At 41.7% G+C, this 14140-nt stretch carries 17 protein-coding genes; 13 read left to right on the top strand and 4 right to left on the bottom strand.

Features of this window, described 5'->3' with window-relative positions; genetic code table 11:
- Nucleotides 1-15: 15 nt before the first annotated feature.
- Together hslO and hslR are read right to left on the bottom strand one after the other, a co-directional pair.
- On the bottom strand, nt 16-861 hold the full coding sequence (gene hslO, locus L1D51_RS16140; protein ID WP_054564046.1) for an Hsp33 family molecular chaperone HslO: 846 nt from the start codon (nt 859-861) through the stop codon (nt 16-18).
- Nucleotides 862-873: 12 nt separating this feature from the next.
- Nucleotides 874-1296 carry a ribosome-associated heat shock protein Hsp15 gene (gene hslR, locus L1D51_RS16135; RefSeq protein WP_370316790.1) on the bottom strand — a complete coding sequence of 141 codons (423 nt, stop codon included), beginning with the start codon at nt 1294-1296 and terminating at the stop codon, nt 874-876.
- A gap of 206 nt (nt 1297-1502) precedes the next feature.
- Between hslR and gspC the strand changes: the two genes are divergently transcribed.
- The 13 genes from gspC to L1D51_RS16070 all read left to right on the top strand — a co-directional run bounded on the left by gspC (nt 1503) and on the right by L1D51_RS16070 (nt 13569).
- Complete coding sequence (gene gspC, locus L1D51_RS16130) at nt 1503-2444, top strand: type II secretion system protein GspC (protein WP_054564048.1); 942 nt, start codon at nt 1503-1505, stop codon at nt 2442-2444.
- A 22-nt stretch (nt 2445-2466) separates the two neighbouring features.
- Nucleotides 2467-4530 (top strand): type II secretion system secretin GspD, encoded by a 2064-nt coding sequence (gspD, locus tag L1D51_RS16125; protein ID WP_054564049.1) that lies wholly within the window; start codon nt 2467-2469, stop codon nt 4528-4530.
- Nucleotides 4523-6088: a type II secretion system ATPase GspE gene (gene gspE, locus L1D51_RS16120; protein WP_054564050.1), complete on the top strand. Its 1566-nt coding sequence runs from the start codon at nt 4523-4525 to the stop codon at nt 6086-6088. The genes gspD and gspE overlap by 8 nt, the downstream gene beginning before the upstream one ends.
- 2 nt (nt 6089-6090) lie before the next feature.
- A complete protein-coding gene (gene gspF, locus L1D51_RS16115; protein ID WP_054564051.1) occupies nt 6091-7326 on the top strand; it encodes a type II secretion system inner membrane protein GspF in 1236 nt (411 codons plus the stop codon).
- A gap of 78 nt (nt 7327-7404) precedes the next feature.
- The gene (gene gspG / locus L1D51_RS16110) at nt 7405-7824 is read left to right on the top strand and encodes a type II secretion system major pseudopilin GspG (protein WP_054564052.1); all 420 of its coding nucleotides are present in this window, start codon (nt 7405-7407) and stop codon (nt 7822-7824) included.
- Between the two features lie 55 nt (nt 7825-7879).
- Complete coding sequence (locus tag L1D51_RS16105) at nt 7880-8479, top strand: prepilin-type N-terminal cleavage/methylation domain-containing protein (RefSeq protein WP_054564053.1); 600 nt, start codon at nt 7880-7882, stop codon at nt 8477-8479.
- Nucleotides 8479-8853, top strand: coding sequence for a type II secretion system minor pseudopilin GspI (gspI, locus tag L1D51_RS16100; protein ID WP_054564054.1), 375 nt, complete (start codon nt 8479-8481; stop codon nt 8851-8853). The genes L1D51_RS16105 and gspI overlap by 1 nt, the downstream gene beginning before the upstream one ends.
- On the top strand, nt 8853-9503 hold the full coding sequence (gene gspJ / locus L1D51_RS16095; protein ID WP_239964185.1) for a type II secretion system minor pseudopilin GspJ: 651 nt from the start codon (nt 8853-8855) through the stop codon (nt 9501-9503). The genes gspI and gspJ overlap by 1 nt, the downstream gene beginning before the upstream one ends.
- Entirely contained in the window at nt 9500-10495 is a 996-nt protein-coding gene (gene gspK, locus L1D51_RS16090) for a type II secretion system minor pseudopilin GspK (protein WP_239964183.1), read from the top strand. The genes gspJ and gspK overlap by 4 nt, the downstream gene beginning before the upstream one ends.
- Nucleotides 10492-11703 carry a type II secretion system protein GspL gene (gene gspL / locus L1D51_RS16085; RefSeq protein WP_055022237.1) on the top strand — a complete coding sequence of 404 codons (1212 nt, stop codon included), beginning with the start codon at nt 10492-10494 and terminating at the stop codon, nt 11701-11703. Before gspK ends, gspL begins: the two co-directional genes overlap by 4 nt.
- Nucleotides 11700-12173 (top strand): type II secretion system protein GspM, encoded by a 474-nt coding sequence (gene gspM / locus L1D51_RS16080; protein ID WP_054554848.1) that lies wholly within the window; start codon nt 11700-11702, stop codon nt 12171-12173. Before gspL ends, gspM begins: the two co-directional genes overlap by 4 nt.
- A gap of 3 nt (nt 12174-12176) precedes the next feature.
- A complete protein-coding gene (locus tag L1D51_RS16075; RefSeq protein WP_239964182.1) occupies nt 12177-12935 on the top strand; it encodes a type II secretion system protein N in 759 nt (252 codons plus the stop codon).
- A 19-nt stretch (nt 12936-12954) separates the two neighbouring features.
- The gene (locus tag L1D51_RS16070; protein ID WP_054564060.1) at nt 12955-13569 is read left to right on the top strand and encodes a YecA/YgfB family protein; all 615 of its coding nucleotides are present in this window, start codon (nt 12955-12957) and stop codon (nt 13567-13569) included.
- On the opposite strand, the gene L1D51_RS16065 is transcribed toward L1D51_RS16070, so the two are convergent.
- The gene (locus L1D51_RS16065) at nt 13566-13769 is read right to left on the bottom strand and encodes a hypothetical protein (protein WP_054564061.1); all 204 of its coding nucleotides are present in this window, start codon (nt 13767-13769) and stop codon (nt 13566-13568) included. The genes L1D51_RS16070 and L1D51_RS16065 overlap by 4 nt on opposite strands.
- On the bottom strand, nt 13769-14128 hold the full coding sequence (locus tag L1D51_RS16060) for a hypothetical protein (RefSeq protein ID WP_054564062.1): 360 nt from the start codon (nt 14126-14128) through the stop codon (nt 13769-13771). Before L1D51_RS16060 ends, L1D51_RS16065 begins: the two co-directional genes overlap by 1 nt.
- Nucleotides 14129-14140 lie beyond the last annotated feature (12 nt).

Below are 14140 nucleotides of genomic sequence, written 5' to 3'. Positions count from 1 at the left end.
ATTTATTATGGTGTATTAATTAAATATGGCTTTAATATCTTGCTCGTTAAAGATGTATTCTTTTAAGCAATAATGACAGCTAATTTTTACTTCACCATTTGCTTGCACGTCGGCAAGTAATTCGTCTTGACCTACATTTACTAATGCAGCAATTGTTTTGTCTCTGCTACAGCCACAACGGAAGCTAATAGACTGTGGTTCGAATAACTGAGGATTATCTTCATGGTAAAGTCGAGTCAGCACAGTATTGGCATCTAAACCTAGTAACTCTTCATCTTTAATCGTGTTACTGATCGCTTCAAGGTGAGTGAAGTCTTCAACTGATTTGTCTTTATTTACAGGTAATACTTGCAAGAATAAGCCTGCAGCTTTGGCTGTGTCTGCTGTTACTTCAGTCGCAAACCAAAGACGTGTTTTTAACTGTTCCGATTGCTCAAAATAGTTTTCAAGGCATTTATCTAAGCTATCGTGCTCTAACGGTACAATACCTTGGTATCGCTCACCTTTTGTTGGCGTAATTGTAATAACCATATAGCCATTACCAATTAAGTCTTTTATTGAGCTACCGGTTACTTCACCTTGTAGACGTGCGATGCCTCGCATGTTTTGTTTATCGTCACCATTAATTACCGCATATTTAACAGGGCCGTCGCCTTGTAGTTGAACGGCAATTTCGCCTTCAAACTTTAAAGTAGCTGTTAATAAGCAGGTAGCAACAAGTAGTTCACCTAATAAGGTTTGCACAGGTGCTGGGTAATTATGGTTTGCGATCATCTCTTGATAAGTGTTTTCAATTTGTACGAGTTCGCCACGTACATCGAGCTGATCAAATATATAACGATGAAGTAAATCTTGTTGCATGAGTTGCATTACCTAACTTGATTTCATTTTTAACAGTTCACGTCTTTGCTTCTTATCTGGTTTACGATCAGGATGTGGAGCAAAGAAGCTGTTGTTCTTACGGGCGATAGCATTTGCTTCGCGTTTTTCAATACTAGCTTGAGTTTCTTGATATAAGGTTTGTGCAATGGGGGCACCTTGACGTTTTTCAAGGATCTTTTCGATTGTCACAACCTTTTCGTCGACCCCTTGTAGCAGTTTTACCACTGCACCTACTTCGACAATTTTGCTGGGCTTGGTACGTTGTCCATTATAATGTACTTTGCCGCCTTGCACCATGTCTCGTGCTATTGAGCGGGTTTTATAAAAGCGGGCAGCCCATAACCATTTATCAAGGCGCACGCTTAATTCGTCTTGTTTGTCTTGCGACTTTTGAGTGTTACCTTTTGACACAATTGTGCTCTTTTAAAGCTGCTTATATGTAGGCAAAATTTACCATGAAACTTAATCACAAAGAAATAGTCATAGTTATTCCTTGCAGCCCCTGTTTGTCGAAATTACCTTGTTTACAAAGTTTAATATACGTGCGCTTGTTGAATGAAAAATGAAAAGGTACTATAGGCCAGCTATCAAGCAGTAAATTAAAATAAGAAATAGAGTTTATGGATCAACACTTACAACAAGTTAAACAGTTTTTAAACGGCTTACCTCATGCCAAGCTAAGTGCATTTGTAGTGCTGTTAGTTGTTGTTTACATTGCTTTTTTGTCATCTAAGCTGTTTTGGCTTGTGTGGCCAGAACCCGATACAAGAGCACTGCCAGTAACCGGTGTTAACAGCATGGCTAAACGAGTTGAGACAGTCAGCTCTCGCCAAATTATTGAACAAAATCTATTCGGCAAAGTTGTTGTCGAAACTAAAAAACCTGCCGCGAAACAAAATCAAGTCATTAACAACGCCCCTGAAACACGTCTAAGTATTAACCTAACTGGTATTGTTGCGGTCAGCCAAAATGATCAAGCGGGTCTTGCTATTATTGAATCTCAAGGCAAGCAAGAAACCTATGTTGTCGATGATGCAATTAAAGGCACTCGTGCCAAGCTTGCTCAAGTATTACCTGACCGAGTAATTTTAGATGTAAGCGGCCGCTTTGAAACTTTAATGCTGGATGGCCTCGACTTTACTAAAAAAGTCTCTATGCCTGTATTGGCGGAGCGCAAAGAGTCAGAATTAACCGCAGGCCCTCAGCTTGTCGAAAATAATGAAATAAATGCGACTGAAGATGAAGATGTAAAAGAAGCTCTTATCGAAACGCGTGAAGAAGTATTAGACGATCCCGGTAAACTATTTGACTACATTCGCGTCTCTCAAGCGATGGTTGATGGCGAGTTAGTGGGTTATCGCTTAAGCCCAGGTAAAGATCCTGCTTTATTCAAGCAGATGGGATTAATGAACAATGATTTAGCTATTGCGATTAATGGCTATCAATTAAATGATTTAAAACAGGCAATGTCAGCAATAAACGAATTACGAAATAGTACTGACGCAAGTATCACTATCGAACGCGATGGTGAGCAAATTGATGTGCAATTTAGCCTGCAATAACTAGCTTTGGAGTTTTTATAGAATGGTTCACGCGCTACACCTCACAAAAATCAAAAAAGGGTTAGCTAAATATGCAGCGCTTTTTTTATTAACAGGATTATCGCTTTCAGTATCTGCTGTTGAGTATGCGGCTAATTTTAAAGGCACTGATATTAATGAATTTATTAATATCGTTGGTAAAAATTTAAATAAAACCGTCATTATTGACCCGAATGTGCGCGGCAAAGTCAATGTGCGCAGTTACGAGCTAATGGACGAGAAGCTTTATTACCAGTTCTTTTTAAATGTACTTGAGGTTTATGGTTATTCAGCTGTAGAGATGGATAACGGTATTATCAAAATTGAAAAAAGTTCTGACGCTAAAAAGTCGAACGTACCGCTGATCACTGAAGATAACCAAGCCAGTGGCGATATGATGGTGACACGTGTTGTACGTGTTAAAAATGTAAGCGTACAAGAGCTTGGCCCTCTAGTTCGTCAATTTAGTGATCAAAAAGATGGCGGCCACGTTGCTAACTTCAATGCAGCAAACGTGATGATGTTGACCGGTCATGCCGCGTCAGTTAACCGTTTAGTTGAAATCATTCGTTCGGTTGACCAAGCCGGTGATAAGCGTGTTGATATCGTAAAACTTAAATTTGCTACCGCTGACGATGTAGTGTCTGTTGTTGAGAATATTTACAAAGATGGTGGCAAAGGGAGTGTTCCTGAGTTTTTAATCCCTAAAGTTGTTGCTGATGGTCGTACTAACAGTGTGATTGTCAGTGGTGAAGCACAAGCGCGTACACGTGCTGTTGAATTGATTAGCCGTTTAGATGGTGAGCTAGAAAACCAAGGTAATACTAAGGTTATCTATCTTAATTACGCCAAAGCAGAAGACCTTGTAAAAGTATTGCAGGGCGTAAGCAAGACATTAGCAGAAGACGCGCAAGGCGGTGCAACAAAAACTCGCTCACGTAATCAAAACGAAACAAGCATTGAAGCACACCCAGATTCAAACTCACTCGTAATCACTGCACAGCCTGACACCATGCGTTCGCTTGAGCAAGTTATTGAACGTCTTGATGTTCGTCGTGCTCAGGTTTTAGTTGAAGCTATTATCGTTGAGGTGTTAGAAGCCGATGGTATCAACTTAGGCTTACAGTGGATTTCAGAGCAAGGCGGAATGATGCAGTTCAACAATGGCACCACAGTACCTGTTGGTTCGTTAGCTGTTGCTGCTGAACAAGCGCGTGATAAAACGATTGAAGGCACGGTTGTTGGCACTGAAACTGGCACTGTGACAAGTACCTCTGAAACACAAGAAGGTGACTTAACAGCACTTGCTTCACTACTTGGTGGTATTAATGGTCTAGCAATGGGTATTGTTAAAAATGACTGGGGTGCAATTATCCAAGCTGTTTCAACGGACACTAACTCTAATATTCTTGCTACGCCGTCTGTAACGACCATGGATAACGAAGAAGCGTCAATGATTGTTGGTCAAGAAGTACCTATTATCACAGGTTCGCAAACAGGCTCAAATAACGCTAACCCATTCCAAACAGTTGAACGTCAAGAAGTGGGTGTGAAACTGAAAGTAACACCACAGATCAATGATGGCTCAGCAGTTCAATTAACTATTGAGCAAGAGGTTTCAAGTGTAAGTGGTGCGACTGCGGTTGATATTTCAGTAAACAAACGTGCTATTAAAACCACGGTTATGGCTGATGATGGCGGCATGGTTGTACTTGGCGGCTTGATTGATGAAGACGTGCAAGAAAGTGTCTCTAAAGTACCATTATTAGGTGATATTCCGGTACTTGGTCATTTATTCCGCTCAACCAGCACGAGTAAGCGTAAGCGTAACCTAATTGTATTTATTCGTCCTACGATTGTTCGCGATGGCATCAGCATGAATAAATTGAGCCACTCGAAATATAACTTTATTCGTGGCGAACAACACAAACAAAAAGAAGATGGTATTGATTTAATGCCGTTGACGGATGCACCAATTCTTCCTGAATGGAATGATGCTTTGATATTACCGCCAACGTACGAAGAGTACCTAAAACAACAAAACGCGAATGAGCGCAACGATGACTAATGCAATTACAGAAATCAATGATGAGTTAGCGTCAGAAGCGCCGGCAAGTCATGATGAGCTGCTAACAAGTGATGATCTTGTTAGTTTGCCAACCAAGCGTTTGCCATTCTCGTACGCGCGTCGTACAGGCGTATTATTGAGTAAAGATCAGGATAACTGGACTGTGTATTACCGCGGTGAGTTAGATGTTGATGCTTTACTTGAAGTACGCCGTATTGCGGGTCATGGTTTTTCGCTAGAACAATTACCTGATGACAAATTTGAGCTGTTGCTTGAGGCTTCTTATCAGCGTGATAGCTCTGAAACACAGCAAATGATGGAAGATATCGGTAACGAGGTTGATTTATTCTCGCTTGCAGATGAATTACCGCAAACTGAAGATCTACTAGCTGGTGATGACGATGCACCAATCATCAAACTGATCAACGCAATGCTCAGCGAAGCAATCAAAGAAGGTGCTTCAGATATTCATATCGAAACCTTTGAGCAAGAGCTGGTAATTCGCTTTAGGGTTGATGGTGTATTAAAAGAAGTGTTAAAGCCGAACCGTAAACTCGCTTCACTGCTGGTGTCGCGTATTAAGGTTATGGCAAAGCTAGATATTGCTGAAAAACGTATTCCGCAAGATGGTCGTATTAGTTTACGTATTGCTGGTCGTGCTGTTGATGTGCGTGTATCGACAATGCCATCAAGTTTTGGTGAGCGTGTTGTATTGCGTCTACTTGATAAAAACAACGCCCGCCTAAACCTAGAAGATTTAGGTATGACTGAGCGTAACCGTGAATTGTTTGCTGATTTAATCAGTAAGCCGCACGGTATTATCTTAGTAACCGGTCCTACGGGTTCTGGTAAAAGTACCACCTTATATGCGGGGATGAGCCAAATCAACTCACGAGACCGCAATATTCTTACTGTTGAAGATCCAATCGAGTACGAGATCCCAGGTATTGGTCAAACTCAGGTTAATACCAAGGTAGATATGACCTTTGCCCGAGGCTTACGTGCCATCCTTCGTCAAGATCCTGATGTAGTAATGGTTGGTGAGATCCGTGACCTTGAAACGGCACAAATTGGTGTGCAAGCGTCATTAACCGGTCACTTGGTTATGTCAACACTGCATACTAATACAGCTGCTGGTGCTATCACGCGTATGGAAGACATGGGCGTGGAGCCTTTCTTACTGTCATCATCGTTACTCGGTGTATTGTCACAACGTCTTGTACGTACTTTATGTAATAGCTGTAAAGAAGGTCACATTGCTGATGAGCGCGAGTGCCAGTTATTAGGTGTTAATCCTGCTGAGCCGCCAACAATTTATCGTGCAGTTGGTTGTGAAGAGTGTAACTTTAATGGTTATCGCGGTCGTACTGGTATTCATGAATTGCTGGTTGTTGATGAAACAATTCGCGAAATGATCCACAGCGGTAAAGGCGAACAAAGTGTTGAAAAATACATTCGCAAACATAGCCCAAGTATTCGTCAAGATGGCTGTAATCGCGTACTTGCAGGTCGCACTACCTTAGAAGAAGTCCTGCGTGTAACACGTGAGGAAGGTTAATTATGGCAGCATTTGAATACCGTGCCCTCGATGGCAGAGGTAAAGAGAAAAAAGGCATTCTTGAAGCTGATACGGTAAAGCAAATCCGCCAAACCTTGCGCGATCAAGGTTTAATGCCTTTAGAAGTCGTTGCTGCTGCAGAAGGTGAAAAGCAAGCGACTGGGGCAAAGGGCTCTCTATTTGGTAGCTTCTTTAAACCAAAAATTTCGACTTCAGATTTAGCATTAATCACTCGCCAGCTCGCAACTTTAATCCAGTCAGCATTACCTGTTGAAGGGGCTGTCATGGCGGTGGCTGAGCAGTGTGAAAAGCCGCGTTTAAAGCGCATGCTAATGGCCGTGCGCTCAAAGGTTGTTGAAGGTTATACCTTAGCAGATGGCATGAGTGAATTTCCGCATGTATTTGATGATTTGTATCGTGCCATGGTGGCAGCCGGTGAAAAATCAGGTCACCTAGACCAAGTTTTAAATCGTTTGGCTGATTACACGGAACAACGTCAGCATATGCGTAGTCAAATTACACAGGCGATGGTTTATCCAACTATTCTTGTGGTATTTGCTATTGCGATTGTCTCTGTATTGTTAGGTACTGTGGTACCAAAAATCTTGAAGACCTTCGAAAAATCAAAACAAGTATTACCCTGGACTACCGAATGGGTAATGGCCGCCAGTAATTTTGTGCAAAACTACTGGTTTATTAGTTTAGTCATTATAACTGTGTTAGCTGTGGCCATTAAGCAAGCGCTTAAGCAGCCGCATATTCGTTACTGGTATGACGAAAAAGTGCTGTATTTACCGGGCATTGGTAAGGTAGCACGCGGTGTTAATACGGCGCGTTTTGCTCGAACTTTAAGTATTTTATCGTCAAGCTCAGTGCCGCTACTTGAAGGGATGCGTATCTCAGGTGGTGTACTGGCTAACGAAAAAATGAAAAAGTCAGTTCAAGATGCTGCAACACGTGTGAGTGAAGGGGCGAGTCTTCGTGCTTCACTTCAGCAAACCAAACTTTTCCCACCTATGATGCTGCACATGATAGCCAGTGGTGAAAAATCAGGTGAACTTGAGCAAATGCTTGAGCGTGCTGCAAATAACCAAGATCGTGAGTTTGAGAGCATGGTAAACGTGTCTCTGAAACTATTAGAGCCTGCGATGATTGCTTCAATGGCGGTAATTGTATTGTTTATTGTTATGGCAATACTACAGCCGATTATGGCAATGAATAAGGCTGTAGGTCTTTAAATTAGGGAACACTAGAGCAATTAGCAGCTAACACTGCCGCTCTATAATAAATTTTTGAAGAAAGTTAGAGGTATTTTTGTGAACAAACAGTCAGGTTTCTCATTACTAGAAGTCATGGTAGTACTGGTTATCATCGGTATGATCATGTCAATTGTGGCGCCAAATATCATGGGTCAGCAAGAAGAAGCTGCAATCGATAAAGCACACCTAGATATTCAACAAATTGAAGATGCGTTAAGCTTATACAAGCTTAAAAACAAAGCGTATCCAACCACAGAGCAAGGCTTAGAAGCGCTAGTAAATAAAACAAGTATTGAGCCAATTCCAAGACGTTTTCCAGATGGCGGTTTCCTTGAGAAATTACCAGAAGATCCATGGGGTAACCCTTACCAGCTAATCAGCCCAGGAGAAGTCGGTAAAATTGATATCTTCTCAATGGGTCCTGATGGTGAAGCAGGTACTGATGATGACATCGGTAACTGGGATGAAGAAAAGTAATAATGCCTAAATTCAGCCAACTGAACAAAGCTTATACACAGCAAGGCTTACTATTATGGTAAGCCTTGGTCGTTTGCGTTTGGCTGGCCGTGCTAAGCACGCGAAAGGGTTTAGCCTCATCGAAATATTAATGGTGCTCGTGGTGATTGGTTTTGTCACCAAAATGGTTGCCTACAGTTTTGATGGTGGTGCTGAAGAAGAACTCGAAAAACAAGCGCTCAGATTACATACTACGATTAATATGGCGTCTGAGTTTGCGATTTTAAATCAGGTTGAGCTGGGTTTTCATCTTGACCAAGATACATTTGAATTTTTAGTTTTTGACGGTGATAAGTGGGTTACGTTTGACCGTGAAAAACTGTTTGCCCCGATTAAGGTTGATGAGCGCTTTAAGCTCACTCTTAACCTTGATGATTTAGCCTGGGCACAAGATAACTTACTAGAGCAGTCAAACTGGCGCGAATTAATGAGCGGTGGTGACGAAGACAGCCTACTTGAGCTTCAAAAGCTCAAAATACCGCAGGTACTTATTTTATCTTCTGGCGAAGTCAGTGCGTTTCAATTGGTTTACGAGCTTAAAGAAGAGCGTGAACCTCAGTATTTTATCGAAGGCGAATTTATGGCCCCGGTAAAGTTTCGTATGGAGCCTGAATAATGAATAAGTCAGCAGGTTTTACCTTACTTGAAGTGATGGTTGCACTAGCTATTTGTGCAATGGCCGGTATTGCCGCAATGCAGGCAACCGGTGAGCATATTAATCATCTTTCGTCGATTGAAGAGCAAACTTATGCTTCTTGGGTTGCTGAGAACGTAATGGTTGAGCAACGCGCCAAAGGCGATAAATGGACAGGCAAAAATGGCGTTAAAGGTACTGAAACGCTCGCTGGTTTTGAATGGTATTGGCGTCAGGACGTGGTCCCTACTGCTGATAAAACCTTTGTAAAGGTCACCATTAACGTGTTCGCCGATGAAAAGCTTGAATACCCAGTTTATGAGCTTTCTACTTATTTGAATAAAGGTGATAAGTAGTGAAGCAACGCGGTTTTACCTTACTTGAAGTGATTGTCGCCATGGGCATCTTAGCCTTTGTGGTGTTATCGACCCATCAAATACTGGATTCGACAACAAAAGCAAAAGAAGCCTCAGACGAGACAATTGCTGAGTTAAATGGCTTTCAAACCTTATTTCGTTTGATGGACCAAGATTTTAGTCAAATGACTAAACGTCAGGTGCGAAACGAAGCCGGTGATTTTCAAGACACGTATGTGTTAGCTGGTCGTTATGTTCTTGATAGTCAATACGATGGCATTGGTTTTGTTCGTGATGGTTGGGTTAACCCAATTAACTTACTGCCGCGTTCTGAACTGCAAGCGGTTGGTTATCGCGTTATCGATGACAAGCTTGAGCGAGTGTATCGGGTGTATGTTGATCAACTAGATAACATGGAACCGCGTTCACAAGTCATTTTAGAAGACATTGAAGACCTTAAATTTGAATTTTTAGATGATAAAGACGAATGGCAAGAACAGTGGCAAATTAAAGCACTGCCAAAAGCGGTGGCAGTCACTATTCAAAAAATAGAACAGGAACCCATTCGTCGTGTGTTTTTAGTGCCAGGCGAAGGGAAAGTAACAGCCCAAGCAAATAATGGCAATAATGGAACGGGTGGCAAGCTATGATTGCTACTAAACGTTCTAAAGGTGCTGCGCTTGTTATTGTGCTATTTATTGTGGCGTTAGCTGCTATGTTAGCCGTTGAGATGAGTGCTAATTTAATGGTGCAAGTGCAGCGTAGTAGCAATATTCAAAACCATCAACAGGCAAAATGGTATGCCTTTGCAGCTGAAGAGCTGGCAATTAAAGCACTAAAACAAACTAAAAAAGATGATCCTGATAAAACGCATTTAGAGCAGGTCTGGGCGCAGCAGGGTGGGGTCCCTTACCCTGTTGATAATGGTACCTTAAGTGGCACAATTACAGACTTACAAGCATGTTTGAATTTAAATGCATTGCATGTAAAGCCTGATCAACAAACGGATCCAAATAATAAAACGAACCCAGCACATAAGGCATTGTTGGCATTATTAGAAAATATTGAAGACTTACCAACAGATGAGTCTGAAGAAGCCATGGCCGATAGCGTGTTTGATTGGTTAGACGCTGATAGTATTACCTATCGCTCAGGTGCAGAAGAAGATGAGTACTTATCTCGACAATACCCATATATGACGGCAAATAGCTATTTTGCTTCGACCTCAGAACTTCGTTTAGTAAAAGGCTTTAACCCACTCGTTATGGAGAAACTTTTACCATTTGTGTGTGTTATTCCAGGTAGTGAGTTATTAGAAATCAACGTTAATACATTACCTGTAGAAAGTGCCATTATATTAAGCTCGCTTATTGATGGCTTAAGTCTTTCAGGCGCTGAAGCGGTATTATCATCACGTCCTCAAGATGGTTATGGTGATTTAGAAGCATTTTTTGAAGAGGTTAATCAACAAGGCGCACAAAATGTGAAAGCCGTTGAAGACCTATTCAGTATCAACAGTGAATATTTTAAACTACAAACGCAGGCTGAATTTGCAGAACTGCGTTTTTCGATGACCACCTTACTCCATGCCACTAATGGTACAGTAACGATACTGGCGCGAAAATTTGGAGGCGTACAGTGACAGAGATATTGTTGATCCGTACGGGTCAAACATTAAAAGACAGCCTTAACTGGCTAATTTACTCACCAACAGAACAAGAAATAATTGCTAGCGGCGAAATTGCCAATGCAACACAACTTGGTGAGCTAACAGAGAGAGCACAATCACGGGAAGTGGTTGTACTACTACCAAGTGATCAAGTACAACTAAAAACGGTCGCATTGCCAACCAAGTGGAGCCGCAAGTTAGAGCAAGCACTTCCTTACATGCTAGAAGAAGAAATAGCCTGTGATGTTGATGACTTATTCATAGCTATTGCAGAGCCAACACTTATTGATGAGAAGCACGCGATTAACATCGCGATGACCGATCGTGAATGGTTTGAGCAATGGCTGGCTGAGTTTAATGAGCATGGCATCGAAGTATATAAAATACTGCCGGATGCTTTATTGTTACCTGATGTCGATGACAACACTCAGTTACGCGCTATTGAGCTTAATGGTCAGTGGCTATGTAAGCAGGGTAACTGGCATATTGCCGCTGTAGAGACAAGTTGGCTTGCTGGCTATTTAACAGCATTAGGTAACCCTGATGTTGCACACTTTAGCCCTGCAACGGCTTTTCCTGATACGGTTAACCTTAGTGCTCAAACGCAGCAATACGATTTACCTTTAGCCTTATTTGCTAAGCAGTTACCTGAGGTGAAATTCAACCTTCGCCAAGGTGTTTATCAGCTTAAGAAGAAATCAGCAATTTGGTGGGGCTATTGGCAAAAAGCAGCTATTGCAGCAGGTGTTGCATTAGTTTGCAGTGTAGGTGTTAAGTCGCTTGAGCTTTATAAGTTAAATAACCAGCTTGAAGCCGCAAAAGCTGAAGTGGTTGCTAATTATCAGCGTGCTTTTCCAAATAAAAAAGTGCGTCCTCAGCTTATTCGTAGCCAAATTCGCAGCGAACTTGCATTGATAGAAAGTGGCAGTACAGCTGGCTTCTTAGATTTGACTAACGATCTGGTTGCGATTTTTAGTGAAGTAAAAGACTTCACACCAGAAACGCTTCGCTATGATCAAGGTCGTAACGAATTACGTATTCGTGCGCGCGGCAAAGATTTCCAGTCATTTAGTAAAGTAAAAGCAATTTTAGAGCAGCGTGGCTTAACAGTAGATCAAGGCTCGCTAAATAATGATGGTGATTTTGTCGTTGGTGAAATTAAGTTACGAGGTGCGGCATGAAAAACCAAATAATCAATTATTGGCGCTCGTTAAAAGAACAAGAGCAGCAACTTGTAATGGTTGCAGGTGGTGTGTTTGTTATTTTTGTGCTGGTTATGGGGGTCTTTCGTCCACTTAACGCTGCTATCGAAAAAGCAGAGCAAGACACAATAAAACAGCAAGAGCTGCTAGCGTGGGTTGATGAAAGTATTGTTAAACTTAAAGCGAGTGGTAACGCGCGTAATACGAGCAGCCGTAGCTTAAGCCAAATCGTTAATAGCACCCGCAATCGTTATCAAATTATCATTAGTAAAATGCAGCCAAATGACAATTCACTCCGTTTAACCATTGACTCTGTTGAGTTTAATAACCTCGTTGAATGGCTTGATGAACTGGTTAATTCACATGGCGTGCTAATCGAGAATTTAGATTTAAGTAAAGATGACAAATCAGGCTTTGTGCGTGTAAGTCGTTTGGTACTAGAGAAGTAAACGATGAAAAGAGTTATTTTATTAATCACAGTGTTTGTGATGTGTTTTTTGGTGTTTACGCTGGTAAAAACACCCGCTGCCGTTGCACTTGATTTTGCGAAGCCGCATTTACCAAAGCAATTACAATTAGGTAAAGCCAGTGGCACGCTATGGGACGGCCGCATTATGCAGGTACGTTTTGATGGTGAGCAATTAAATAATGTGCGTTGGCAGTTATCGGGCTGGTCACTGTTCACAGGTAAATTAGTGGGTACGGTACGCTTTGGGGATCCTCGTGATAAAGCGGATATTTCAGGCCATGCTGATTTTTCATATGGTCTCTTTAACCAAGCTATCACTGTGAAAAAGACGATGTTACGCTTAACGGTTGAGCGTGCTATGGAGCGTTTACAACTTCCTTTGCCGGTTAGTGCGCAAGGTCGTGTGATTGTAGATTTAGATGAGTACAGCTCAGGCGAGCCTTACTGTGAAAGCCTAAGCGGCGAAATCGCGAGCCCGAACATTGATGTTAAAGGAATGAACAACTGGTTTAGCATTGGTCCTCTGAGCGGTCGTTTAAGCTGTAAATCCGGTGATGTAGCAGTGCTTGTTGACCCAGAAAACCGTTTAGGGCTTGAAGCAGATGCAGTCCTAAAAGCGAATCTAGACTTTAAAGTAGCTGGTTATATTAAACCTGAAGCAAGCTTACCAAAAGAAGTGCATGATGCAGCTAAGTTTCTTGGTCGTCCTGATAACGAAGGCCGTTATCCGCTTAACTTTTAAATTGGATTAATCGAATAATATGCAATTACCTGAGTTTTCAAAGCAGCAAAGTGAGCTTTTAAGTCAGTTTTTAGCGCAGCATCAAGATGCGCTTAGCTTGTCGCAAACCCAAGGCTACTTATTTGCGGTGATCTGTGCTCCTGAGCCGCTTGATGTTCATCAGTGGTTAGAAGAGGTTGCACCTGGCTCTGATGGGAAAATGGACGAGCAAGTGCTGTTTGCATTTATGGCTTTATATCAACAGATCAGCGAACAAGTATTCGAAACGGGTTTTGCATTACCTGTGAGCCTACAGCTGAGTTCTCAAGGACAACAATACCTAGATATTCAAGAATGTCAGCATTGGAGCCAAGGTTTTATGCATGGTGCGCAAGGTTACGTTAACAAGCTATTAAGCGCGCCACAGTTAGCTGATGAGCTTAAAGAAGCCTTGGCTAGTGCACTGCAAAGCTTAGGCTTTTTTACCCTTGAAACGAGTGAAATTGCAGCCCTTGCAACTGATAATGGTTTATCTGAAGGGCAACTATGCCAGCAGCAGTATGAAGTTATGAATGAATTCGCCGCTGGCTTTGCTGAGCTCATTGAAGTCGTTGCTGTAAATAGCCAGCTATATAATGATGAGGGTTGGAACTAACCCAGCTCTAAAAGAATGTCTGTGCAACCTTTGGCACAGCTTACAACGCCTTTACCAGGCTGATCAGTCTTCAAATTTAAGGTAAGGGCGCCTTTACATACTTCGCAGTACAAGGTTTGCCCCTTACCCAGCTTTTTTAACATATTGCGCTGTTTTGCAAACGAGTCGCTGGTTTTTTTGTTTAAAGCAGAAAAATCCATTACTTGTTTAACCTTTCTTCAAGCGCATTCGAGACGATACTGCATACGCGGTTTAAGCGTTCGCCATAAAAATACAAGTTAATATCTTTTTCACGGCAGTAGTGTAAGTGAAAAACTTGTAGTTTATCGTCAGTGGTAAATGTCTCTTCAATATACTCAAGCTCTGAATTAGATAAATTCAGCTGTGATTTAATATTATTCTTAGCCATATTTGCCGCAGGACTTCGGTTGACTTTACTGGCATCAGAAATAAGGCTAACGCCTTCACCTAGTAACCTTTCTCTTGGCTCTTTGATCAAAGGATGATCAATCGTGAAAAGTGCTAAAATAATAAGCACTAAAATAAGAAATTTTTTCATAGCACAATAATC

The organism is Pseudoalteromonas shioyasakiensis (assembly GCF_022398475.1).
In the GTDB taxonomy this organism is placed as follows: Bacteria; Pseudomonadota; Gammaproteobacteria; order Enterobacterales; family Alteromonadaceae; genus Pseudoalteromonas.
This window is presented reverse-complemented; position numbering and strand designations above follow the sequence as displayed.

Excerpts from the sequence above, each read along its gene's own strand:
- hslO (WP_054564046.1), bottom strand. The coding sequence starts at position 861 with ATGCAACAAGATTTACTTCATCGTTATATATTTGATCAGCTCGATGTA.
- gspC (WP_054564048.1), top strand. The coding sequence starts at position 1,503 with ATGGATCAACACTTACAACAAGTTAAACAGTTTTTAAACGGCTTACCT.
- gspD (WP_054564049.1), top strand. The coding sequence starts at position 2,467 with ATGGTTCACGCGCTACACCTCACAAAAATCAAAAAAGGGTTAGCTAAA.
- gspE (WP_054564050.1), top strand. The coding sequence starts at position 4,523 with ATGACTAATGCAATTACAGAAATCAATGATGAGTTAGCGTCAGAAGCG.
- gspF (WP_054564051.1), top strand. The coding sequence starts at position 6,091 with ATGGCAGCATTTGAATACCGTGCCCTCGATGGCAGAGGTAAAGAGAAA.
- L1D51_RS16105 (WP_054564053.1), top strand. The coding sequence starts at position 7,880 with ATGGTAAGCCTTGGTCGTTTGCGTTTGGCTGGCCGTGCTAAGCACGCG.
- gspI (WP_054564054.1), top strand. The coding sequence starts at position 8,479 with ATGAATAAGTCAGCAGGTTTTACCTTACTTGAAGTGATGGTTGCACTA.
- gspK (WP_239964183.1), top strand. The coding sequence starts at position 9,500 with ATGATTGCTACTAAACGTTCTAAAGGTGCTGCGCTTGTTATTGTGCTA.
- gspM (WP_054554848.1), top strand. The coding sequence starts at position 11,700 with ATGAAAAACCAAATAATCAATTATTGGCGCTCGTTAAAAGAACAAGAG.
- L1D51_RS16075 (WP_239964182.1), top strand. The coding sequence starts at position 12,177 with ATGAAAAGAGTTATTTTATTAATCACAGTGTTTGTGATGTGTTTTTTG.
- L1D51_RS16070 (WP_054564060.1), top strand. The coding sequence starts at position 12,955 with ATGCAATTACCTGAGTTTTCAAAGCAGCAAAGTGAGCTTTTAAGTCAG.
- L1D51_RS16065 (WP_054564061.1), bottom strand. The coding sequence starts at position 13,769 with ATGGATTTTTCTGCTTTAAACAAAAAAACCAGCGACTCGTTTGCAAAA.
- L1D51_RS16060 (WP_054564062.1), bottom strand. The coding sequence starts at position 14,128 with ATGAAAAAATTTCTTATTTTAGTGCTTATTATTTTAGCACTTTTCACG.